This window comes from Brevibacillus schisleri (assembly GCF_055685845.1).
In genome coordinates this window covers 69,706-90,547 of the sequence record NZ_JBVNDM010000001.1, presented here as the reverse complement: position 1 = coordinate 90,547, position 20,842 = coordinate 69,706, and the positions used below count along the sequence as shown (strand labels likewise).

Genomic DNA, 20,842 nt, shown 5'->3' with positions numbered 1-20,842 from the left:
TTACAGCCTTTACAATCTGTCTAGCAGTGCCTGTAGGGCAGATTGATATACTTGTTCCATCGGCTGCTCGGCATCAATGACGACAAAGCGCTCTGGGTCACGTTCCATGACCAGCTGATACCCTTCCCGAACAAGCTCATGGAAACGCATCCCTTCCAGATCGAGACGATTTACTTCTCGTCCACGGGAGGCATTAATCCGTGCCAATCCGGTTTCGGGCTGTACATCAAAGAACAAGGTCAATTCCGGCATACAGTCACCGACAGCAAATCGGTTAATCTGGTAGACAGCATCAATGCCCAATCCCCGCGCATGTCCTTGATAGGCAAGACTACTGTCGATAAAACGGTCGCACAGTACCAGATTGCCCTCTGCCAAAGCAGGCAACACCTTTTCCGCCAAATGCTGACCACGTGCTGCCGCATACAAGAGAGCCTCTGTTCTTTTATCCATCTGCGTGTGCGCTGGATTTAAAATAATTTCCCGAATTTTTTCGGCGATATCAATTCCACCGGGCTCACGAGTCAAAAGCACATCGACTCCCCGCATTTTCAGCTCTTCGTACAGCTTGGCGATGACGGTGGATTTCCCAGCCCCTTCTCCGCCTTCTATCGTAATAAATCGGCCTTTTTTTCCTGTTGCCACTTCCATACTCCTTCCACCCCTGTTGTAGCAGGCCAGTTGCTTAAATTATCGTAAAACCTGTATCGTTTGTAGCTGGTCGTCTTGTACGCCGTGGAATCGTGTTTGTCCTCTCGCCAATTCCTTTAGCATCGCCAGACTTTCTTCATCGATTCGCTCGCCTGGCACCAGCACCGGAATCCCTGGCGGATACGGAATCACCATCTCTGCCACAATGCGTCCCAGAGCTTGCTCCAAAAGAATCGACTCCCTCGGGCAATCAACGGCTTCATGCATCGGCAATGCCTGCTCGCGCAAATAATGGGAAGACACGACTCCCGCCAAAAGAATGCGCTCCTCCCCCGGTTCTACTTGTGGCGCCATCGATTCAAGCAATCTCCACAAAGCTTCCAGGTCACGGGAGGCTGTTCCTGTCGAGGCTGCGAGGAGTACATGAGAGTCATCCGCCAGCTCCGAGAAAATCCCGTGCTTTTCCATCCATTTCTGCAAGTCAAATCCACTGAATTGGGCTGTTCGCAGATGGAAAAACAGCTTCAACGGGTCAAGCGTAGCGTATACGCTGTTTGTGGACAGTCGCGGCCAATCCAGCCAGTCCAGTAGATCAAGTCGCTCCCGAAACTTGTCCAAAAGCGGCAACAACCTGTTCCACTCCTCGGTCGCCTCCAACACCAGATGACGTCTGGCTACATCGAGCGAAGCCATCAGCACATAGGATGGGCTGGAAGACTGAAGCATGGCAAGATGGCGGTACAACCGTTCACGATCAATCCGCTCCCCCTGAATATGCAGCATCGAGGACATCGTCATCGCTGTTCCCATTTTGTGTGTCGATTGGACCGAAGCATCTGCACCTTCCTGCATGGCAGAACGCGGAAAGGCAGGATGGAACCCGTAGTGGGCACCGTGAGCTTCGTCTATCAACAGCGGTACGTCAAACCGATGGACAGTAGCCGCCATTTTCGCCAAATCGATACCCATTCCATAATAGGTCGGATTCGTCAAAAAAACTGCCTTGGCATCGGGGTGTGCAAGCAGCGCACGCTCTACATCTTCGCGCCTTACACCCGCAGCGACTCCTGTTGCCAGATCGACGGCAGGTACTAAAAAGATCGGGGTTGCTCTCGCCATCATAATGCCGTTGAATACAGACTTATGGCAATTGCGTTGTACGAGTATCTTGTCGCCCGGTCTGCATACCGTCATGATGAGGGCGATATTTCCTACTGTACTTCCTCCGATCAAAAACTTGGTCTGTTCCGCATGGAAGGCTTGCGCCGCCAAATCCTGCGCTTCTGCAATGACACCCTGTGGCTGATGCAGGTCATCTGTCCCGCTAATTTCCGTTACGTCCAGCTCCAAAATGTCTTGAAAACGATTTTTCGCATGGTTATCAAAGCTGTGGCCCATTTTATGTCCTGGCACATGAAACGGATGCGGCCGATGCTTGGCGTGCCGTTCAAGCTGTTCATAAAGGGGCGCACGCTTTTGTCGCTCCCGAAATTCAACATCTCTCTCCAACACGCGCGACTCACGTCCTTTATTTTTATTCCCCTATTTTAGCATGATTTGGACACGCATGAATCCAGCAAAAAAAAGACACCGGAATGCACCGATGCCTTCTTTCTTCACGCATCTTTTCGCAACCAAATGCGTCTCATCTGATGAATAAAAAATGGATACTTTTCATCCTGTACATCGGTATTGACCATTTCCTGTTCGCACCGTTGACAGATAAACTGCTCACAAATGGCGATTCCGTCATTCTGCTCCTGTTCACAGACGATACATCGCTGAGCAACTTTTTCCATAGTGAAAACGCCTGCCCTTTTCCTCAATATACCAATCATTATACCCTATTATAGTCAGGATCATTCCCAAACGTTCGTGTTTTCGCCGATAGCTCGGTAGGCTTGGAAGTAGGACTGGGCTTCCTGCAAAGGGAAGCAAGCTGCCGCATCAATGACATAGGAATGCTTCATTCTGCTAACCAGCTCTGATAACGGCAGCTCTGCAATGGTCGTTCCCGCAGCATTCCCGATCACGAGCAAATCCGCATCCTTTATAGCATCCTGCCACGAATCGTATAGCGTCCAACGCGTCATCCTTTTGTTCAGAATTGGCTTGTCCTCCCCCGTGTACATGGCAACGTCCTTTCCAGCCAACCAGTCAGAAGACATCTGCTCCCATAGCGAATCCTCTCCCCAAAGTACGATCCGCTGTATATTGGCTTTTTGTAGAACGAGCCTGCATTCTTTTTCAAGCCATCGAACGATGAGAGAAGAGTCCTTGCGGGACGGGTAGAGCCAGCCGTGACCGATTCGTTTGTCCATACCGAGCGCGCGACTGACTTGGAGCAGAGAAATTCCCTTCTCATCGCAGCTGGCACCAAGTTCGATATAAAACTGCTCCTTCCACGCCAAATAGCGCGGCAATTGCCGAAGCGCTTCATCCACTTCGCGCATACCGCATACCATCGTCACCAGTGAGTAACGAGCGAGCTGCCTACAGAGGAATCGCATCCATCTCCCATCAGGTTCCCCTCCAAGCAAAGCACGCTCGCGGGTTAATAACGCCATGCGGATGACCTCATACTTCCCGGTATGCTCGTATTGGGTACATAAAGTATTCGCCCAGTCGTATGGCACGTCGCTTCCGTAGACAAGTGCGAGCCATGGCTCCGTCCCCAGCTTTTGCATCCTTTCTAGCAAAAGCTTGCCATCACTCTCTTTTGTCAGCAAAAATCCATTGGCGCCTTCTTGAATGGCATCTGTGCTGCAAACAATCAGCTCGATTCCACATGCTCCTAGCTCATTTCCGAATCTGGCTACGACCTCCTCTGAAATGACCCAAAGCTTCACGCTCTTCTTCCCTCCTCACGCCCTACCCCTATCATTCCTTTTATCCTTTCCATAACAAAAAGCCGTCAGTCTAATCAGGCTAGACAAACGGCTTGTTTCATTCGTTGTATGAGCTTTCTCAAGATTTGCGACTGTGCGATAATGGAAACGCAGACTTTCATTCATCCAGACCGCTGTCAAAGGAAGTGACTTCTCATGAAAGAAACCGCCGCTCATACGATCTATAGCTACAAGCTGCTCTATCGTTTTCGTTGGCGATTCGTCGGCTACCTTTTTCAACTGCTGTTGATAGGCTTGTCCCTTATTTGGCACTCATTCTTGCTACAAGTCCCCGCTTATACGCTGATTGTGACATTAGCGATTCTACCCGTGATACCGATCTGTCATTTGTTCTTATTTCGATTGTATGCCCTTCTGCGCGGCCATAAACCAAAGACAACTGCCGATATGCTCGTCTCTCCATGGTGGGGGGCAGGCTATCCACTTCCCGTCCCGCTCTCTGTCTATCGGGGAAGTGAGCTGACGGTAAACGTGGGGAGTATGGCGATTGCAGCAGGGGCTTATGTGTGGCTTTCGGGAGGATACGGGCTCACCTTGATCACCGGAACGTTGATCGTCTCGCTGCCACGTCTCCTCGCCTTCCTTGCTTCCTTTCGTCAGCCAAGTCGTAGCCGTGTGAAATACGAGGATCGCGGCGTTGCTTTTTTGCTTACCGATGGATAAACGAATCGATACACCTTTACATAACCCATAGCTTGATGACAATCAACGCCGCCAATCCAGGCAAACGGAGAAGTCCGACGAGCAGAGCCGTCACCGGGTTGATCGGGATGTGGAAGTTAGCCAGCTCTCCAACCAGATTGGTGAAAAACAGCAATAGTGCCCCAATCACGACTTGCATGATCCCAAATCCAATCCACCTGATCGGGCCCGTGACAGATTTGCTGACGGCAATCACCAGCAAAATTCCAACTACAATCAGTGCTATAACCCACCCTGTAGTCATCGGCTTTTTCCTCCTATGCCTGTTGGCGATTCCTTTCGCGCTTTGCTTGCGCGAGCAAATACATATACCGCTTTTCGGTCAAATGCAAATAGTAAATGACATCATCCAAACCGCCATCCGGTTCACTGATCTCCACAAGATGGCGGGCATGCTGCCAGTCCATTCGCGCCTGATTGACTGCTACATCCAGGCTCGCTTCATTCCATTCCACCACGAACCGCGCTTTTTTTCTCCACCTACTCACCAGCAAGCCTCCCCCTCAGTGAAAGTAGTAAAGTACCCCTGTCATGTTGTTCAACGCATGCAACAAAACGGCTCCCCAGATTGATTGGTACCGATGTCGAACGAATCCGAGTAAAAGTCCAATGACAAAAAGTGGAGCAAATAGGGCGAGATCCATATGTAGGAGCCCAAACCAGAGACTGCTCAGGAAAATACCCAAAAAAGGCCCAATTCTCTGAACCAGATAAGTCTGAATCACGCCCCGAAACAAAATCTCCTCCGCAATCGGAACCAAGATGCCAATGACCACGAGCGAGGTGAGCGCCGCCAAAATATCCGTTTCTTTCGCCTGCACAATCTCTTTTTCGATCTGCTGCTCTCGCTCCGATGACAGAGACAGTCCAAACCAGTCCGCAATCGGGTTAGTCACCACCGCATCCATCACTAGTGCAATCAAAAGAAACAGAGCAGCGAGCATCAACAGCATCCGGCCTAGTCGTACAGGTCGGCGAACGCCGATTTCCCCCAGTCGTCCACGAAACCACAGTGGAATCAAAATCAACAGGAACAGTTGAAAGATAGCTGATTCCAATATCCCTCCGATCGTTCCGATGGAAAAGAAGGTACCTTCCAGTAAAAAACCATACAACAGCAGTACGCCCGTTTGAAACACATGCAGCCAAGCTACAATATGCAGTACATCATTCCCTGTAAGCTCGTCATATTGCCATAGCCATGACGTCAGCTGCCGTCTTTCTTTTAGCAGGCTCACAATGAAACCAACGGTCGCAATGAAGCTAAATACCGTCACCCCAAATGCAAGTAATCCTAACCACACCTCCGGTTGCCCGACGGTAGTAGCGACCCACTTTCCGTCTACCCCCTTGTGAAAACGAATCATGGATAACTCGGCAGCAAACATGAGCCAATACCCAATAAACAGCATGATCGCCCATGGAGTGGACTTTTGTCGCCGTATCCCACTCGCAAGCGACAGCCCTGGTCCTGTCAGCATCTCCTCACGCTCCTATTTCACTGTATGTCTCGTCCATTCAAAAAAGTCCGCCATTTCTATCAAGATTGCAAAGCTTTGATCTGTGCTTCCGCTACTTGCTTGAGATATTCATTACGCGTTCGTAAAAATCGCGTCATATACGCCTCCAGGAACAACCAATCCGCGAGCTTTCCCAAAATACCCAGCGGAGATGTGTAATCAAAAATGTCGATCATCCTCGTCTGGTTGTCCGTTATCGGAATGAACTCATGCGTGTGATGAAACCGTTTGAATGCACCAGAAACCATTTCATCCACGAAATAGCACGGTTCCTCCATCTCTGTGATTTTCACCGTCAAATTTTGCTTGATACCGAAGTGAACAGCTTCCCAGGTAACCGTCTCCCCCAGGTTTATCAGTCCGCTCGTTACTCCTCCAATGGCTCTCTCCTTCGTGCTGGCGGTTGATTCCATATGCAAATCAATGCTTCTGGCAGCATCAAAGCAGACCTGTCGTGGAGCATCTATCAAAAACTCCATACGAATAACTGGCATCCTGCATTCTCCTCTTGAAACGAAAAAAAGACAGGCAGACCCCGTCTTCTTTTCTATCTATATCGTACTCTTGGATGATATTTAAAAAATTTCCTTTACAGGTCGCGTCTGCCTTCCAATGCTTTGGTCAGCGTCACTTCATCGGCGTACTCCAAATCTCCACCGACTGGCAAGCCGTGGGCGATACGCGTAACGCGGATGCCAAAAGGTTTAATCAGCCGAGAAATGTACATCGCTGTTGCTTCCCCTTCGATATTCGGGTTGGTCGCCAAAATGACTTCCTTCACCTGCTCGTCACCGAGGCGCTTCAAGAGGTCAGGAATGCGAATATCCTCCGGACCGATCCCATCCATAGGAGAAATCGCCCCGTGCAAAACGTGATAATACCCTTCAAACTCTCGCGTCTTCTCCATCGCTACCACGTCTCGTGGCTCTTGCACCACACAGATGATGGAGCCGTCACGGCGTTTGTCCCGACAAATATGACATGGATCAAGATCGGTAATATTGTTGCAGACCGAGCAGTAATGAAGCTGACGCTTGGCATTGACCAATGCTTTTGCCAGATCAAGCACGTCGTCCTCTTTCATATTGAGCACAAAAAAGGCAAGCCGCCCAGCCGTTTTGGGACCAATGCCGGGCAATTTCATAAAACCATCAATGAGCTTTGAGACCGGTTCTGGATAAAACATCGCCTACTCCTCTTTTCCTGCCCAATTTTTAGAACAGGCCTGGGATGTTCATGCCTCCAGTAAATTTGCCCATTTCCTTGCCTACCATTTCATCTGCTTTGCGCAGTGCATCGTTCACAGCAGTGAGCACCAGGTCTTGCAGCATTTCCACATCTTCAGGGTCTACAACTTCTGGCTTGATCACGATGTCTTTGATTTGCTTATGTCCATCAATTTTCACAGTGATAGCACCGCCACCAGCAGAGCCTTCCACGATTCTCTCTTTCAAGCCTTCTTGCGCTTTTTGCATTTCTTCCTGCATTTTTTTCACTTGCTTCATCATTTGTTGCATTTGCTGCATGTTTTTCATTGAGGTATCCTCCCTAAATGGTTATGAGTGTATGATTTAGTCTTTGACTTCAACAAGACCTTCTCCGACGAGCTTGATGGCTTCCGCAAAAAACGGGTCCTCTTCCGGCTCATCAGAAGCGTCTTTTTGACCAACCTGCTGGTCTACACTTTGCCACTCTTCCTCCATGACAGACAAGAGCTGCAAGGGCCTGCCCAACACCGTAGACATAACGCGCTCGATCACGCTCCGAAGCTCTGCCTCCATCGTCTTATCGCAATGGATAGCACTGTTAAAGGTAACGACAACCGCTTCATTGCCAGCAGCTACCGGTTGACCATTGACTAGCCAAGCCTGGTACTGGATCTTGATCTTTTTCAGTTCGGTCAAAATTTGACTCCACTGCCCACGCACTTGTCTCGTCAAATTCTCATCCATGGCCTTCGCGACTTCCCTGACTCTATTCATCGGGGTTCGTGAACCACCCGAAGCCGCAGCTATGCGCCTTGGTTCGCTCTTGCGCGTTTCTTCGGCCTTTTGCTGGCCGGGAATGTTCACCTGACCTTGCATCACTTGAACCAAACGCTCTTCCAAAACGCGGATACGATTGGACATCGCTGTCAGTTCCTCGCTGTTAACGGGTGAGGCTCCCATAGATTCCGTCGCATTCGCATTAGGCTGGCACATTTTGACAAGGGTCAGTTCAACCAGCACCCTTGCATAGGTCGACCATTTTAATTGCGACAAAGCCTGATTGCAGGTCTCAATCGCTGCGTAAAGCACCGGAAACGAGTACAGCTTTGCAACCTCTGCAAACTGGTCATCAATCATGGTCCGCTCGACAATCTCTTCTAGCTGCGGCGCTGTCTTCAATAACAGCATATCGCGGTAATAGTAGAGGAAATCGTGCAGGAACTGCTCCGGGTCCTTCCCTTGCACCATGACTTTATCAAATTGCTCCATGACCTGCGCAATATCATTTTCGGCAATATGTCGCGCAAGCACAGAAAAGTGAGATTGGGCAACTGTGCCCGTAATCTGCATAATATCACTAGCACGAACCTCGTCCTTGCTATAGCTAATCGCTTGGTCCAACAAGCTAAGAGCATCACGGGCTCCACCTTCAGCCATCTTCGCTACGAGCTGCAGGGCCTGCTCCTCCACCTGCACCCCTTGTGATTGGCAAATCCTTTGCAAAAGATCGACCATCACTCTCAGTGGAATTCGGTGAAAATCAAAGCGCTGGCAACGAGAGATAATCGTAGCTGGCAGCTTGTGCGGCTCTGTCGTCGCCAAAATAAAAATGACGTGGGACGGCGGCTCTTCGAGGGTTTTTAACAAAGCGTTAAATGCCTCTGTCGTCAGCATATGCACCTCATCGATGATGTACACTTTATACCTGACGTCGCTCGGGGCAAATTTCACTTTGTCGCGAATGTCGCGGATCTCTTCAACACCACGGTTGGATGCAGCGTCGATTTCCAGCACATCCGTTACAGAACCGTTGGAGATGGCTCTACACGTATCGCAATGATTGCATGGCTCGCCATCTATGGGCTGCTCGCAGTTCACTGCTTTCGCCATAATTTTGGCTGCACTTGTTTTTCCCGTACCTCGGGGACCGTTGAATAAATAGGCATGGGACAGCCTATTTTCGCGTAAAGCATTACGCAAGGTTGTCGTAACATGCTCTTGTCCGACTACGTCTTGAAAAGTCTGCGGTCGGTATACGCGGTATAGCGCGGTATAAGCCATGTTCGTGTGACACTCCCCATCTGCACAGTCCTCTTCTATATCCTATTCAGTATACACGATTGCCACCGTTCGTACAAAGTGAACGGACATGTCTCACTTAAAAAACGCCCCGTTCACAATTGTGCGGGACGCATTCTACACCTAATATGGCAGCATGATATGGAAGGTCGTCCCAAACCCTTTGGAGGAGACACGGATTTGACCGCCAATATCGTGAATGATTTTTTGGCAGACAGACAATCCGAGCCCTGTCCCTTCCTCTTTTGTCGTAAAAAACGGATCAAAAATCTTATCAATAATGTAAAGCGGGATGCCTGGACCTGAATCGTGAATATCGATACTCACTTTGTCGCCATCCTGATCGAAATGATGGGAAATCTGAAGCGATCCCTGCTCTCCCATTGCTTCTATTCCATTTTTGCAGATATTAATGAACACTTGTTTCAATAGCTCGTTATCCCCGACGACCATCGGAAGCTTACCGCAAGAGGCAAACTGGACATCAATTCCGTACAGATTCGCCTGCGACTCGACGATCGGCAAAATCTCCTCAAAAACGGTATTTAAGTCGACCATGGAATATTGAATATTACGCGGCTTGCTCAATAGCAGGAATTCACTGACTAAAGAATTGATGCGATTGATTTCTGTGAGCATGATTTCGGTGTAGGTTTTCTCCCTCTCCATGCCACTGTCACCAAATAACTTGAGGAACATTTGCAGAAAACCTTTGATCGAGGTAAGGGGATTGCGAATCTCGTGTGCTGTACCAGCAGCAATTTGCCCGATCATCGCCAAGCGTTCATTCCGCTCGAGCTTTTGGGCGAAGGATCGCAGGTTTGTTATGTCTTTGAAAAGAATAAACGCCCCCACTATTTTCCCTGACTCGTCTTGGAGTGTATTTGCGTCGACAATCAGCTCATAGCGTTGGTTGTCATTAGTCCAGGAAGTCGCGACATTTTGCAGCTTTACGCCTTCCAACAATTCTTTTTTAATGAACCGATGTGGTTCGGGGATGCCGCTAAATACTTGATCGACGTGCTTATTGATGACGTCCAGTCTCTCCATACCCAGTAGCTTACACGCCGTCTGACTGGCTTCGATAATGATCGATTTCTCGTCGAGGATAAACAAGCCCATGCTTGTATCATAGGTCAGTTTGGTCAGCAATCGTTGCGATAAAAGCTGATCGCTTTCTTTTAGGAGTTGGGGAAAATGAATCATGTACAGAAGTTCTTCTGCTTGCTGTGCCATGATCATGACAGATGTGTTCCTGCATTTCCCTTGTTTATCACACCATTCCAGTTCGACCTCGCCTTTGGTTCCCACTTCTTCTTCCCTTCGCAAATATTCCTCATACAGGTGCTCTATGGAACCTCGATGGGGAAGAAGAGAGCTGATTGGCTGATTGACTAGTTGATCGCGTGAATATCCGGTTACACGAAGCAGTTGTTCGTTGACCTCCACGATACTACCCGCTTGATTCACCAATAAAACGGCAGTAGGCAGTTGATGCATGAACCGCTGCAATCGACCGGACGAGCCAACGAGATGTAACGAAGAAAGTGCACTCATTGCTTGTCCCTCCTGGCCTATGACGTATTTTGAAAGGAAAGAAACCGAAATCCTTTCCGCCTATTATGAAAATTCGTGAAAATATTCATAAAACCTTCATTCTATCCGCTTGAAAAGCATGGAAATATTTCGCTAGTTATCGTCAAATTGCAACAAAAAATAATTGTATCGTAAAATAAACATAAACAAAAATAGCATGCTTCCCTTAGGAAACATGCTATCTGTACATGCGTGATAAGTACCGTGCACCTATCTTCGATAATTCTCATCCGAGCGTTACTTATGGTAGCAGCTCAGAGCAGGCTACCCTGCGGCACACGCGATGATCCACTTATGGCTGCTTCCTTCCGGACCTGACCAGATTCATGGGTTCGCGTTGCACAGGACCCGCTCCTCAACACCGCCGCCATAAGGCAGCCTCACATAAGAAAACCTAGGATAGGAATTCAACCCTGCTATTGCGGATTGCAGGTTACAGGGCACCGCAACCTCCCCGTCTAGCACGGTAGAATTAGAATACCAAAGTTAATAGCCGATAGCAAGGAGTAAACCTATCCAGTGTTAGGAAATCTCTCTATCCTTACTAACTCTTCCCTTGCAATTCGCCGATTGTGTAATCTGAATAGCTCCATCCTCAAAGGCCTTCTTAAAAATCGAAACAATGGAGGGATCAAACTGTGTTTCTTGGCATCGCAGAATTTCTTCGTATGCCTCGTTTGCTGACATGGCTTTGCGATAGGAACGTGTAGAAGTCATCGCATCAAACGTATCTGCAACGGCAAGAATACGCCCGATCAGCGGGATTTCTTCCCCTTTGAGCTGATCAGGGTAACCTTTTCCATCCCATCGCTCATGATGATGTCGTACCCCTGGACTGATATGAGACAGGTTTTCTATCTGCTCCACAATTTTTCCACTGATGATGGAATGAGTTTTCATGCATTCATACTCGTCGGGTGAGAGCTTTCCTGTTTTTAAAAGGACGTGATCAGGAATAGCTACTTTTCCGATATCATGCATTAATCCAGCATAACGTAAATCATCTCGTGAAACGGCAAGCTGCTCCTGTTGCTGTAAATAATCATAGATGATAAGGGCGTAGTGTGTAACTCGTTCTGAATGTCCTGCTGTATAAGGGTCCTTCATCTCTACGGCTAAATAAAAGCTGCGAACGATTTGATCCAGGCTCTGTTGCGAATACTCCCGCTCTCGGATAATTAACGAATGCATCTGTTCTGCCATGGTGTTGAACTTATTCTCCAATAGCGTTATTTCTTTCATTCCCTGTATCGGGACGCGTATAGAAAAGTCACCTTTCAACAAGGAGTCAGTGGCGGATACCAAGCTATAGATCGGCTCACCAATCCATTTTGATAAACGATGAGCCACATAACAGGCAAATAAAATAACGATAAAAAGGGTGAAAAAAAAGAAGAGGTTCAATCGTTGTAACCGTTCATTAATCCCGTCTCTTGGCAACCACTCAAAATAAGCACCACCGCTTTTTTCAGATACTTGACGGTATACGTAAATGTCCTTGCCTTGGATGAGCAAAGAAAAGAGTCCTTTTTCATTGGATTGTTCCCACTGATTGCGCACGATTTCATAATGAGGTAGCCCCGAAACATGGCTTCCAATCATCGCTTTATCGGTGTGAATCATAATGGTTCGGGAGGGGGAAAGAACCATCATGCCATACTCTTTTGGAACGACGTAGGTACGAACCCAGTCAGTCAGTTTGTCCAGATCGATTTCCACCAATAAAAGCCCCGTAGCTTTTGAATTCGAATCCTCCAGGCGCTTCTCGAGAAAAAATGATCTTGGATACTCCTCTTTCTCCCTTTTGGTTAGAAAATCTACCCTGCTTTCTCCGGTTCCCCAATGCTCTCGTTCCATAAATTGATTATCCGCACTCCAGCTCTTATCTTCGCGTAAGGAGAAAACTCTCCCATCTTCACCGAGAAAAACAATATTGCCTACCACGTTTTGTTTGTCGGAGAAACGCTCGAATAGATTTTGGACGGCTTGTTCCTGCGATGGCCATCCACGCCGGATGCCATTTTTATTTCCCTCGACAAAAGATGGTCCCTCTGTCATACGCACTGTCAGCCTAATCGCCAATTCATCGGTATCCTTTTGGATAGACTGAAAAAGAGACAAAAGACGTTCATCGACGAGTCCTATATTCGCATTCATGTTCGTCTTGTATAGCTCAAATACTGCCTCTTTGGCTTGATCGTAAAAAAGGAAGCAAATAAAAATAGTCGGGCCTAGAACCAATAATAAAAATGTGGAAAATAATCGATCCCTCCACTTCAGGTACACAAGCCTCCCCCTTTTTTCTAAGCTGTTCACTAATCCTATAGCTACACCATTTGTAGTGGGTACGATTATATAGTGTCACTTCACTATTTCCCGCTGGGATCAAACTCAAACCTTTGTTCGAACCAAAAATGGAATCTTTTTCATCCATAGACAAACGGACGCTGTCGTAATATTCTAGCTAAGAATTATTATCGTATGTGAGGAGATGCATCAGATGAGATACATCCTCCTGGTTTTTCTCGGAGCATGTAGTTACGGCATACTATCAACCATCGTAAAGCTTGCCTACAAGCAAGGCTATTCGCCCGCAGAAGTAATTGGTGGGCAAATGTTTTTGGGCTTTGTGCTGACCTGGATACCCGCCCTTTTCTTCCTTCGGACCAAGCCTCCCCTTCGCCAGTTGCTATTATTGGTCGCTGTAGGTCTGACTGTCGGTTCGACGGGAATGATGTACTACAATGCCCTGCAATATATCCCAGCCTCGATCGCCATCGTCCTTTTGTTTCAATTCACGTGGATGGGCGTATTGATTGAAGCTGTGATCACTCGCCGGATGCCTGGAAAGGAGACGATTTTTTCCCTCCTCTTATTGCTGACAGGGACCCTTCTTGCAGGAGGAATTTTTGAGAGCGGTGGATTGGCCCAATTTCATATCCTCGGTGTCATATTCGGCCTTCTCTCAGCCGTTTCTTTTACGTTGTTTATTTTGTTCAGCGGGAAAACCGCCATTTCTGTTAATCCGTGGCTTCGTAGTTCCAGCATGGCGACGGGCTCTTTTCTGTTGGCCAGCCTGATTTACCCACCTGCTTTTCTATTCAACGGAGCATTGTTGGACGGGTTGTTTCCATACGTATTTTTACTCGCCTTTTTCGGGATTTTGATCCCGACGGTTTTTTTCAATTATGGTATGCCCCACATCGGCCCGGGGATGGGAGCCATATTGGGAGCAGCTGAGCTACCTATGGCTGTACTCTCCTCCTATGTCATTCTGAATGAATCTGTCTCTATTCTCCAAGTGAGCGGTGTCGTGATCATTTTACTCGGAATCATCTTGCCGGAATGGCTGCGCCAGCGAAACATTCGAAGAAACAAGGTTACCTCATAAACGTTGTCCAAAGCCCATCCATTGTGCCTCTACCGCACATACGGACGGGTTTTTTTATGATAAAAATAAAAAAACCTCTGCTCCACGCAGAGGGGTTGTTGACTTCGTCATTATTCCATTCGGGTTACTCTTTTCGATCTGGATCGATCATCAGTGGCTGTGGCGCAGCTGCCATGCTTTTTTGTTTTCTCCAAACGGTAAATCCATAATAAGCAGCAGCAATGAGAATCAGTACACCTAATACAGAAAAAATCACAGTTCGATTGTTCAACAAGGCCACATAGGAAGTAAGCAGCTCCACCTTATTGCCCATGAAATGACCGAGCAAAAACAAGATCAGTGTCCATACAAAACCGGTTGTGTACGAAAACAGAGCGTACCGTGGAAACGTCATTTTCCCGATTCCGACCAAGTAAGGAACCACATGCCTGACGACAGGAAAGAAATAGCTGATACATAGAGCGTAGCTTCCGTAACGATCGAGCAGCGACTGCGCTTGCTCTACGTACTTGTTCATTCCTTTTTTTCGACTGATCCAGTTCAGTGCAGGTGCACCTAGCCATCTCCCGAGCACATATCCCAATGACAGCCCAGACACAACACCCAAATAGGTCGCAATAAATGCAGGAAAGACATGCAGAAGTCCCATCGAGGTCAGCACTCCCGCAGACAGCACGATCACCTCGTCAGGAATCGGCATACCAACAATCCCTAGCCATAACATAAAGAAAAGCGCAAAATACCCAAACTGACCCACAGACTCGGACAGCATATCGACAATCATTTTGAAATCCTCCTAGCCGACACCCTCACCATCATCCTTTCGACAGATGTAGACAAAGGCAGGTGGCAGATTCAATGGAACCATTTTCACCGATACTTGTTCAAATACAGAGGAAAGCTGCTTTTTCATTTGCAACGAATATTGAAAGGCGACAAATACTCCGCCTGGTTTTAGCGCATGATATACCTGATCCATAATTTGATCACGCAGCTCTTGAGGGAAGTTGGCAAATGGCAATCCTGACAAAATACAGTCGGCTTTCCCCAATCCCGCTTCCGTAAGAACCCGATTCAAATCTACCGCATCTTCGTGGAAGCGTACATCGGGAAATTGTGGTTCCAACCTCTTGCGCATCTTGGTCTCCTTTTCAAAGGATACCAATACGGCTTCCGGTTTTTTCTTTTGCTCGATCCACTTCGTAAAAATCCCCGTTCCTGCTCCTAATTCCACAATTGTATGAGCTTGCTCCCAGTCGATGGGCGCAACCATTTGTTTACAAAGCGCACGGGAGCTAGGAGTAATACTGCCTACTTGGCCAGGTGACCGTAAAAAATTATAGAAGAACATCATCCGATCCTTCATGCTGGATGGATGATGATAATCGATCATCATGTTTATATACTCCCTTCTCAGTTCTTGCTTATCCATATATCATATCCAAAAAACATTACGAATTATCTACCAAAAACGAAAGATTTTCTTACTACTATAACAGTAAACGAATGTAAATAAAAATTCCTCCGTCTATAGTCGGAGTAAATAATCACGCTTATGATGGTTTTTTGAGTGATTTCTATACGTTACAATGTCACTAGATCAAGTTTTACATCGAATCAAGGAGGACTTATTTATGGATTATAGAGGTGTAAAAGTCATAACGCACGCTAGCACATTTTTTGCACCGATCCTTGTGCCCATTCTGGTCTGGCTGCTCGTACAAAATCGTGACGCCAAAAATATGGCGCTGCAAGCTTTGTTCTTCCACATCATGATGACGGTGCTCATCGCGATTTCCTGGTTCTTCACCTTCTTGTTGATCGGGATTCCGTTCCTGATTGTGTTTGGACTGATGGCGATCTACTACCCGATTAAAGGTATCCTTTACTCCTTAAATGGACGCCCGTTTTCCTACCCATTCGTCGGTGGGATTGGCCGATAATCTCGATACACGACAAAGACCAGCTATCCTTTGGTAGGAAGCTGGTCTTTTTGTTCAGGTAGAGCCTAATTCCAATCGAGATTAGGAGCCTACTGTGAAGCGCTCATTTTGATGCTTCGGATTTTCGATTTCATCGAGCATCGCCACTGCATAGTCAGCATAGCTCACATAGCTCTGTCCACTCGCGTTCACTAATAGATGGTCTTTTCCGAGTTGGTACGCACCTGTTCTCTCTCCTGCTGCGTCAAAAAAGGCAGATGGACTGATATACGTCCATTGAATGCCGTTTGACTCTTCCAATACACGCAAGTACTCTCCATGCTTTTGTGCAGTTGCCAAGTAAGCCTTAGGGAAGTCAGGAGTTTCTACTAGGCGCAGTGTTTTGGCTTCGTCTACAAACAAGCTGCCTGCACCACCTACAACGAGCAAACGAGTAGAAGGAGCACCCTTCAGTGCTTCAATCAGAGCCTTCCCAGACTCGACATGCAGATGTTCTTGACCTGCTGGTGCGCCAAAAGCGTTTACGACTACGTCAAATCCATTCAAATCTGCTGCTGTCAGGTCAAACACATCTTTCTGAATCACAGCTACATCTTTTTGCTCGATTTTGGATGCATCACGCACAATCGCTGTCACTTGATGGCCACGATCCAACGCCTCTTTCATAATTACCTTACCTGCTTTACCGCTTGCTGCTACAATTGCAATTTTCATGATGATATTCCCTCCGTTTTGTATGTTGTAGATGTAACCAAATTAGTTACAACACTTCCAAAAAGAATGGGCGTTTACTGCATCGCCCTGTTGTAATTATTTTAGTTACAACAAAACCAAATGTCAACCCTGTTTTTTCAACACATAAAAAAGCACCCGGGTATTCACACATACACCAGGTGCTAGCTGTTACTTCTTTTTTTTCGGACCACTCCATGTGATGAACCCGCCTTGCAGGTGAGCCATCTGCGAAACGCCGTGTTTCTTTAAAATTTTTGCTGCCCGCTTGCTACGCATCCCACTCCGGCAGTATAGCAATATATCGTTTTTGCTGGAAATTTCTTTTGCACGTTGGTCGAGCGCAGACAAAGGGATATTCACTGCTGATGGAATGTGACCCGCTTTATATTCGTGCGGTTCGCGTACATCGATGAGCAGCACCCTGCTTTTTGGGTTAACCCGTTCCTTGAACTGATCTGACTTGAGATTTTCCAAACCCTTTACAGGAAGGAAGCGAGAGATGAGATACCAAATAATGACCGCATAGGCGAACAGCAAAAGAATCGTAGTGAAACTCATAGGAAGCTCCTCTCCAAAATCGGTTTAACGGCTCTTGACCAAAAGCTCTACGGCTTCTTTCACCAGCTTGCTCGTGTCTCCTCCAGCAGCCTGCTCCTCTAGCAAACAGCGTTGCAGGTTTTCCGCTACAATCTGGGCAATCGCCTTGTCTGAAGCGTTGCGAACAGCAGAGAGCTGCGCTACTACGTCTTTGCAATTTTTCTGCTCGTCCATCATTTTCAGTACACCGCGGACTTGTCCTTCGATTCGTTTTAAACGTCTTTTGATATCGTCACTATAGTTGTAATCCATAAGAATTCCTCCTGTTTCACGACAAGGCATACGTATCAATCTTGGAACTACCTTACATACAGGTATCTTATGCGAAATCCAGGCAATGTCAAGCCAAGCGCCTACGCGGGCTGTATTAAATAAACAGGTTTACTTTTGCCTGTGTCGCATCCCCCAAATAAGCAGCTACACCTGCATACTCCATTCCGTCGAGCAATTCCTCCTGCTTGAGGCCGAGCAAGTCCATCGTCATCGTACAAGCGACCAGCTTCACTCCCTGCTCCTGTGCCAGCTCGATGAGTTGTGGAAGCGTCAGGGCATTGTGCTTTTTCATGACATGCTTGATCATTTCTGGACCCATGCCCATCATGTTCATTTTAGACAGTCCAAGCTTCTTGGCGCCCCTTGGCATCATCCAACCGAACGCTTTTTCAAGCCATCCCTTTTCTACCTTCACGATCTCATCCTTGCGCATCGTATTGAGTCCCCAGAAGGTGAAGAAAATCGTGACATCATGATCATAGGCAGCTGCTCCGTTCGCAATAATAAAGGCTGCAATCGCTTTATCCAAGTCACCGCTAAACAACACAATCGTCGTTTTTTCTTTTTGTTTTTCCATGTAAGAACACCCCTTCATAATACTCATACTTGTATAGGTATAAAAATAAGCGAAAGAAGCTTTTGCAACGAAAAGCGTCTTTCCTTATAGAATGTCACTCCAAATCTTGATCGCCGTTGCACAGATCAGCACAATTAGGCCATAACGCAAATATTTCACATCGCTCTTGGCGCTGACCATACTGCCCACCGGCGCCCCCAAAACACTTCCGATGACCGTATACAAAACGGGCAAGAGCGGAATTTGCCCACCCGACAGCTTCCCGATCACACCACCTATTGCGGAGATGAATACAATAGCCAAAGATGAGGCAATCGTCACCCGCGTAGGTATTTTCAGCACGGTCAGCATGATCGGAATGAGGATGAACGCTCCCCCTGCACCGACAATCCCGGATACGATTCCCACAACAAATGCAGCACCAGAAGCAATGAAGCGGTTATATGCGACCTCGCCTGCTGCCGCTTCTGTCCCTCTATTTTTCACGAGCATCAAAATCACAGCGATGATTGCCAGTATCCCGTACACCAAATTAATGCTTTCATTCGACAAGTATCGGGAGAGAACTGCACCAATCAGGCTTCCCGCCAAGATGCTTACCCCCATATCTCTGACGAGTCCTTTATGAATCAGGGGCGAGCTTTTCCCGTTTCTTTTGCGGAAAGCCAGTACGCCAGACAGCGACGCGAAAAATACTTGAAACATCGATATCACGGAAACCTCCTGGGCGGAAAACTGCGCCACCCCTAGTGCCGGTGGTATAAACAGGAGCATCGGATAGCTGATGATCGCTCCGCCAATCCCAAGCAACCCGGAAAAAAAGGAGCCGACAAAACCAATAGAGACCATAAGCAGAAGCAGCAAAACGTCCATATATCCTCCTTGCATTCCTACCTAACACATAGGAATGCTCAACCCTCTTTTCAAATGAACCATCATCAAGTAAAATTAATTCCAAGTAAATAACTGTGAATAAGGTGATTTCGATGATTCCCTTTTTCAAATCCATTTTTCAGCATCGGTGCCCTACCTGCCAAGAACCTTTGCGCTCACACAATAATGCCTTGTTCAGTGAAAAGCAGTGCCCAAATGGCCATTACAAAGAAGAAATCTATACGCACCTTGGCGTACGTATCGTTTATGAAAATCAGGAGTAAGCGAGCACTACACGAACCGTTAGCGGCTTCATCCAAAAGTGCTCGCTTCTGTCTTCCTACAGCTTTTTCACTAAAAATTTGTATACACCGTTCTTAACCTCATGGGAAACCAGCTCATTCCCGGTTTGCTTGACCCAAGCGGTGAAGTCGTTCAGAGAGCCTTTGTCCGTCGAGAGTACCTCCATGGTTTGACCGGATTGCATTCTGTCCATTGCTTTTTTTGCTTTGACGATTGGCATCGGGCAAGCCAGGCCTTTTGTATCTACCACCATATCCGCCATTTTTTATTCCTCCTGTTATATAAATGCGTGATCAAAAGACGATTTTTTGAACTACCTCTTGGTTATTTATCGTGAATGGCGCAGCGATTTGGCCCTACTTCCATCTCTTGTTGTTCCTCTTCGCTCGGTTTTAATTTCCCCATGTTCACTTGACGAATCTCTTGGTACGCATTCGGCTGTGGCGGCAAATGATGCGTAACGATATGCCGGAATTCACTTTCATCCGCAAACGTTAGCCCTGGATTGTTGCGATACAAATCACCCAAACGGGCGGATACGACACCCATCGAACCAATCTCCGTGTAGCTGCCAAAATGAGCAGGCAACACGACTAAATGCTCCGGAAGCTCTTTATATCGATTATACAAGGTGTTGTGCAGGTCTCCCACCCAATCTTCTGCTTTCCCGGCCAAATCCGGGCGCCCGATCGAAGCGACAAACAAACTGTCTCCTGTGAGAAAATACGTATCATCGACAAGCAGCGACGTACTCCCGATGGTATGCCCGGGGGAGTAGATCGGCAGGATCGCGATTTTGGTTGCACCCACCTGAATTTCCTGCCCTTCCTCTAGCTTACGATAGGAATACGTAACTTCTTCCGCATCTTTTTCTGGAAGCCAATACGATGCATCGAGCTGATCTGCCAGCTTCTTTCCACCGGAAATATGGTCGGCATGGAGATGGGTATCGATGGTGTGCTTGATCGTCCATTGATGCTTGGCTGCAAATGCTTCGTACACATCCGTCATCCGCAATGTATCGACGACAGCCGCTTCCCCTCCTGATACGATCATGTAAGACAAGCAGCCTTTTCCAATGCGGACAAACTGATAAATTGCACCGCCATCACGGAGGTCTCCTACCCTCACTGGCTCCAGATGCTCACTCCACGCCTTCATGCCACCTTGCAGGTAAGAAACGTCCGCAATGCCCCCTTCTGCCAGCATCTCTGCGATAAAAATGGACGAGCCCTCTTTTGCACAGACGACCAACACCTTTTGATTCACAGGGATTTTCTCCAGAACACTCTCCACCCCATCCAGCAAATCAAAGTAAGGGATGTTCATGCTCACGACTCTATGCCCTTCGATTCTCCAATTCTCGTAATCGCTCGTATTGCGAACGTCGAGTATAAACAATTCCTTCTGCGCAAAGAGAAGCTGCGTTAATTCGTTTGCTGCCATCGCTCGTACGTTTGTTTGTTGTTCCATCATCTTTCTCTC

The 20,842-nt window shown here is 47.5% G+C and carries 25 protein-coding genes and 1 other RNA gene; 3 read left to right on the top strand and 23 right to left on the bottom strand.

The window, feature by feature from the left end:
- Positions 1–9 precede the first annotated feature (9 nt).
- From tmk to ACUUHJ_RS00560, 4 genes are all read right to left on the bottom strand, one after another.
- Entirely contained in the window at positions 10–651 is a 642-nt protein-coding gene (gene tmk, locus ACUUHJ_RS00575; protein ID WP_472298064.1) for a dTMP kinase, read from the bottom strand.
- A 39-nt stretch (positions 652–690) separates the two neighbouring features.
- Positions 691–2,163: an aminotransferase class I/II-fold pyridoxal phosphate-dependent enzyme gene (locus ACUUHJ_RS00570; protein ID WP_472298063.1), complete on the bottom strand. Its 1,473-nt coding sequence runs from the start codon at positions 2,161–2,163 to the stop codon at positions 691–693.
- A 104-nt stretch (positions 2,164–2,267) separates the two neighbouring features.
- Complete coding sequence (locus ACUUHJ_RS00565; RefSeq protein ID WP_007719893.1) at positions 2,268–2,450, bottom strand: sigma factor G inhibitor Gin; 183 nt, start codon at positions 2,448–2,450, stop codon at positions 2,268–2,270.
- A 60-nt stretch (positions 2,451–2,510) separates the two neighbouring features.
- Positions 2,511–3,500, bottom strand: a complete 990-nt coding sequence (locus tag ACUUHJ_RS00560) for a hypothetical protein (protein ID WP_289675475.1) — start codon at positions 3,498–3,500, stop codon at positions 2,511–2,513.
- 195 nt (positions 3,501–3,695) lie between these two features.
- Between ACUUHJ_RS00560 and ACUUHJ_RS00555 the strand changes: the two genes are divergently transcribed.
- Positions 3,696–4,223 (top strand): hypothetical protein, encoded by a 528-nt coding sequence (locus tag ACUUHJ_RS00555; protein WP_472298062.1) that lies wholly within the window; start codon positions 3,696–3,698, stop codon positions 4,221–4,223.
- 16 nt (positions 4,224–4,239) lie between these two features.
- On the opposite strand, the gene ACUUHJ_RS00550 is transcribed toward ACUUHJ_RS00555, so the two are convergent.
- The 10 genes from ACUUHJ_RS00550 to ACUUHJ_RS00505 form a co-directional block, all read right to left on the bottom strand.
- Positions 4,240–4,506: a pro-sigmaK processing inhibitor BofA family protein gene (locus ACUUHJ_RS00550; RefSeq protein WP_012683850.1), complete on the bottom strand. Its 267-nt coding sequence runs from the start codon at positions 4,504–4,506 to the stop codon at positions 4,240–4,242.
- 13 nt (positions 4,507–4,519) lie between these two features.
- On the bottom strand, positions 4,520–4,750 hold the full coding sequence (locus ACUUHJ_RS00545) for a DUF2508 family protein (protein ID WP_289675472.1): 231 nt from the start codon (positions 4,748–4,750) through the stop codon (positions 4,520–4,522).
- A 15-nt stretch (positions 4,751–4,765) separates the two neighbouring features.
- Positions 4,766–5,743 (bottom strand): CPBP family intramembrane glutamic endopeptidase, encoded by a 978-nt coding sequence (locus tag ACUUHJ_RS00540; protein WP_289675471.1) that lies wholly within the window; start codon positions 5,741–5,743, stop codon positions 4,766–4,768.
- Positions 5,744–5,802: 59 nt separating this feature from the next.
- Complete coding sequence (locus ACUUHJ_RS00535) at positions 5,803–6,276, bottom strand: SRPBCC family protein (RefSeq protein WP_472298061.1); 474 nt, start codon at positions 6,274–6,276, stop codon at positions 5,803–5,805.
- 95 nt (positions 6,277–6,371) lie between these two features.
- The gene (recR, locus tag ACUUHJ_RS00530) at positions 6,372–6,968 is read right to left on the bottom strand and encodes a recombination mediator RecR (RefSeq protein WP_012683846.1); all 597 of its coding nucleotides are present in this window, start codon (positions 6,966–6,968) and stop codon (positions 6,372–6,374) included.
- A gap of 28 nt (positions 6,969–6,996) precedes the next feature.
- On the bottom strand, positions 6,997–7,308 hold the full coding sequence (locus tag ACUUHJ_RS00525; protein WP_026134079.1) for a YbaB/EbfC family nucleoid-associated protein: 312 nt from the start codon (positions 7,306–7,308) through the stop codon (positions 6,997–6,999).
- A gap of 45 nt (positions 7,309–7,353) precedes the next feature.
- Positions 7,354–9,051 carry a DNA polymerase III subunit gamma/tau gene (dnaX, locus tag ACUUHJ_RS00520; RefSeq protein WP_472298060.1) on the bottom strand — a complete coding sequence of 566 codons (1,698 nt, stop codon included), beginning with the start codon at positions 9,049–9,051 and terminating at the stop codon, positions 7,354–7,356.
- Positions 9,052–9,192: 141 nt separating this feature from the next.
- Positions 9,193–10,626, bottom strand: a complete 1,434-nt coding sequence (locus ACUUHJ_RS00515; RefSeq protein WP_289675468.1) for a PAS domain-containing sensor histidine kinase — start codon at positions 10,624–10,626, stop codon at positions 9,193–9,195.
- Between the two features lie 241 nt (positions 10,627–10,867).
- An RNA gene (ffs, locus tag ACUUHJ_RS00510) (signal recognition particle sRNA large type) lies at positions 10,868–11,132 on the bottom strand.
- 55 nt (positions 11,133–11,187) lie between these two features.
- A complete protein-coding gene (locus ACUUHJ_RS00505; RefSeq protein WP_472298059.1) occupies positions 11,188–12,951 on the bottom strand; it encodes an HD domain-containing phosphohydrolase in 1,764 nt (587 codons plus the stop codon).
- 214 nt (positions 12,952–13,165) lie between these two features.
- Here ACUUHJ_RS00505 and ACUUHJ_RS00500 point away from each other — a divergent pair, with 214 nt between their 5' ends.
- Positions 13,166–14,056, top strand: coding sequence for an EamA family transporter (locus tag ACUUHJ_RS00500; protein WP_289675464.1), 891 nt, complete (start codon positions 13,166–13,168; stop codon positions 14,054–14,056).
- A 124-nt stretch (positions 14,057–14,180) separates the two neighbouring features.
- On the opposite strand, the gene ACUUHJ_RS00495 is transcribed toward ACUUHJ_RS00500, so the two are convergent.
- Together ACUUHJ_RS00495 and ACUUHJ_RS00490 are read right to left on the bottom strand one after the other, a co-directional pair.
- A complete protein-coding gene (locus ACUUHJ_RS00495; protein ID WP_472298058.1) occupies positions 14,181–14,840 on the bottom strand; it encodes a DedA family protein in 660 nt (219 codons plus the stop codon).
- Positions 14,841–14,852: 12 nt separating this feature from the next.
- On the bottom strand, positions 14,853–15,452 hold the full coding sequence (locus ACUUHJ_RS00490) for a class I SAM-dependent methyltransferase (protein WP_289675461.1): 600 nt from the start codon (positions 15,450–15,452) through the stop codon (positions 14,853–14,855).
- 238 nt (positions 15,453–15,690) lie between these two features.
- Here ACUUHJ_RS00490 and ACUUHJ_RS00485 point away from each other — a divergent pair, with 238 nt between their 5' ends.
- Complete coding sequence (locus ACUUHJ_RS00485; RefSeq protein ID WP_289675460.1) at positions 15,691–15,999, top strand: DUF4870 domain-containing protein; 309 nt, start codon at positions 15,691–15,693, stop codon at positions 15,997–15,999.
- An 81-nt stretch (positions 16,000–16,080) separates the two neighbouring features.
- Here the strand turns inward: ACUUHJ_RS00485 and ACUUHJ_RS00480 are convergent, their stop codons facing one another.
- The 7 genes from ACUUHJ_RS00480 to ACUUHJ_RS00450 all read right to left on the bottom strand — a co-directional run bounded on the left by ACUUHJ_RS00480 (position 16,081) and on the right by ACUUHJ_RS00450 (position 20,833).
- Entirely contained in the window at positions 16,081–16,713 is a 633-nt protein-coding gene (locus ACUUHJ_RS00480; RefSeq protein WP_289675459.1) for an NAD(P)-dependent oxidoreductase, read from the bottom strand.
- A gap of 189 nt (positions 16,714–16,902) precedes the next feature.
- Positions 16,903–17,292, bottom strand: a complete 390-nt coding sequence (locus ACUUHJ_RS00475; RefSeq protein ID WP_472298057.1) for a rhodanese-like domain-containing protein — start codon at positions 17,290–17,292, stop codon at positions 16,903–16,905.
- Positions 17,293–17,316: 24 nt separating this feature from the next.
- The gene (locus ACUUHJ_RS00470; RefSeq protein WP_012683835.1) at positions 17,317–17,583 is read right to left on the bottom strand and encodes a metal-sensitive transcriptional regulator; all 267 of its coding nucleotides are present in this window, start codon (positions 17,581–17,583) and stop codon (positions 17,317–17,319) included.
- A gap of 115 nt (positions 17,584–17,698) precedes the next feature.
- Positions 17,699–18,181, bottom strand: coding sequence for a DsrE/DsrF/DrsH-like family protein (locus ACUUHJ_RS00465; protein ID WP_007719857.1), 483 nt, complete (start codon positions 18,179–18,181; stop codon positions 17,699–17,701).
- An 84-nt stretch (positions 18,182–18,265) separates the two neighbouring features.
- Positions 18,266–19,054: a sulfite exporter TauE/SafE family protein gene (locus tag ACUUHJ_RS00460; RefSeq protein ID WP_289675455.1), complete on the bottom strand. Its 789-nt coding sequence runs from the start codon at positions 19,052–19,054 to the stop codon at positions 18,266–18,268.
- Between the two features lie 340 nt (positions 19,055–19,394).
- A complete protein-coding gene (locus ACUUHJ_RS00455) occupies positions 19,395–19,619 on the bottom strand; it encodes a sulfurtransferase TusA family protein (RefSeq protein ID WP_472298056.1) in 225 nt (74 codons plus the stop codon).
- 62 nt (positions 19,620–19,681) lie between these two features.
- Positions 19,682–20,833, bottom strand: a complete 1,152-nt coding sequence (locus ACUUHJ_RS00450; protein WP_289675454.1) for an MBL fold metallo-hydrolase — start codon at positions 20,831–20,833, stop codon at positions 19,682–19,684.
- Positions 20,834–20,842: the final 9 nt, after the last annotated feature.

What these genes read in the sequence shown, in the direction of transcription:
- tmk (WP_472298064.1), bottom strand. Translation starts at nt 651, where the DNA reads ATGGAAGTGGCAACAGGAAAAAAAGGCCGATTTATTACGATAGAAGGC.
- ACUUHJ_RS00565 (WP_007719893.1), bottom strand. Translation starts at nt 2,450, where the DNA reads ATGGAAAAAGTTGCTCAGCGATGTATCGTCTGTGAACAGGAGCAGAAT.
- ACUUHJ_RS00555 (WP_472298062.1), top strand. Translation starts at nt 3,696, where the DNA reads ATGAAAGAAACCGCCGCTCATACGATCTATAGCTACAAGCTGCTCTAT.
- ACUUHJ_RS00550 (WP_012683850.1), bottom strand. Translation starts at nt 4,506, where the DNA reads ATGACTACAGGGTGGGTTATAGCACTGATTGTAGTTGGAATTTTGCTG.
- ACUUHJ_RS00540 (WP_289675471.1), bottom strand. Translation starts at nt 5,743, where the DNA reads ATGCTGACAGGACCAGGGCTGTCGCTTGCGAGTGGGATACGGCGACAA.
- ACUUHJ_RS00535 (WP_472298061.1), bottom strand. Translation starts at nt 6,276, where the DNA reads ATGCCAGTTATTCGTATGGAGTTTTTGATAGATGCTCCACGACAGGTC.
- recR (WP_012683846.1), bottom strand. Translation starts at nt 6,968, where the DNA reads ATGTTTTATCCAGAACCGGTCTCAAAGCTCATTGATGGTTTTATGAAA.
- ACUUHJ_RS00525 (WP_026134079.1), bottom strand. Translation starts at nt 7,308, where the DNA reads ATGCAGCAAATGCAACAAATGATGAAGCAAGTGAAAAAAATGCAGGAA.
- dnaX (WP_472298060.1), bottom strand. Translation starts at nt 9,051, where the DNA reads ATGGCTTATACCGCGCTATACCGCGTATACCGACCGCAGACTTTTCAA.
- ACUUHJ_RS00515 (WP_289675468.1), bottom strand. Translation starts at nt 10,626, where the DNA reads ATGAGTGCACTTTCTTCGTTACATCTCGTTGGCTCGTCCGGTCGATTG.
- ACUUHJ_RS00500 (WP_289675464.1), top strand. Translation starts at nt 13,166, where the DNA reads ATGAGATACATCCTCCTGGTTTTTCTCGGAGCATGTAGTTACGGCATA.
- ACUUHJ_RS00495 (WP_472298058.1), bottom strand. Translation starts at nt 14,840, where the DNA reads ATGATTGTCGATATGCTGTCCGAGTCTGTGGGTCAGTTTGGGTATTTT.
- ACUUHJ_RS00490 (WP_289675461.1), bottom strand. Translation starts at nt 15,452, where the DNA reads ATGATGATCGATTATCATCATCCATCCAGCATGAAGGATCGGATGATG.
- ACUUHJ_RS00485 (WP_289675460.1), top strand. Translation starts at nt 15,691, where the DNA reads ATGGATTATAGAGGTGTAAAAGTCATAACGCACGCTAGCACATTTTTT.
- ACUUHJ_RS00480 (WP_289675459.1), bottom strand. Translation starts at nt 16,713, where the DNA reads ATGAAAATTGCAATTGTAGCAGCAAGCGGTAAAGCAGGTAAGGTAATT.
- ACUUHJ_RS00475 (WP_472298057.1), bottom strand. Translation starts at nt 17,292, where the DNA reads ATGAGTTTCACTACGATTCTTTTGCTGTTCGCCTATGCGGTCATTATT.
- ACUUHJ_RS00470 (WP_012683835.1), bottom strand. Translation starts at nt 17,583, where the DNA reads ATGGATTACAACTATAGTGACGATATCAAAAGACGTTTAAAACGAATC.
- ACUUHJ_RS00465 (WP_007719857.1), bottom strand. Translation starts at nt 18,181, where the DNA reads ATGGAAAAACAAAAAGAAAAAACGACGATTGTGTTGTTTAGCGGTGAC.
- ACUUHJ_RS00460 (WP_289675455.1), bottom strand. Translation starts at nt 19,054, where the DNA reads ATGGACGTTTTGCTGCTTCTGCTTATGGTCTCTATTGGTTTTGTCGGC.
- ACUUHJ_RS00455 (WP_472298056.1), bottom strand. Translation starts at nt 19,619, where the DNA reads ATGGCGGATATGGTGGTAGATACAAAAGGCCTGGCTTGCCCGATGCCA.
- ACUUHJ_RS00450 (WP_289675454.1), bottom strand. Translation starts at nt 20,833, where the DNA reads ATGATGGAACAACAAACAAACGTACGAGCGATGGCAGCAAACGAATTA.